The sequence below is a fragment of the Streptomyces sp. TRM70350 genome, from assembly GCF_019219825.1.
Classification (GTDB): Bacteria; Actinomycetota; Actinomycetes; order Streptomycetales; family Streptomycetaceae; genus Streptomyces.
Genome location: NZ_JAHUXH010000151.1, coordinates 1 through 231, shown reverse-complemented (window position 1 = coordinate 231; position 231 = coordinate 1). Strand labels below are relative to the sequence as shown.

General features: G+C 62.8%; 1 protein-coding gene. It reads left to right on the top strand.

The annotated features are described in order from the left end of the window. Positions 1 to 18: 18 nt before the first annotated feature. The coding region (locus KWI83_RS37995; protein WP_374106470.1) for a hypothetical protein at positions 19 to 231 on the top strand (213 nt) is incomplete at its 3' end.

The window sequence follows — 231 nt, the reverse complement described above, 5'->3', positions numbered from 1 at the left end:
TTCGCGACGACGAAGCCGGTGAAGGACCGCGCGGACGCGTTCGCGGACGACTTGGAGAAGGTGTCGTCGGCGCTGTCGTCGTATGCGACGGAGATCCGTCCCCTGGTCGACAGGTTGAAGGAGCTGAAGACCAAGGCGCAGACCTTCGTCGACTCGGTCAAGGACGACGACGAGTGGGAGTACGACGAGGACAAGGTCGGCGAGCACAACCAGCTGCGTGATGACATCACC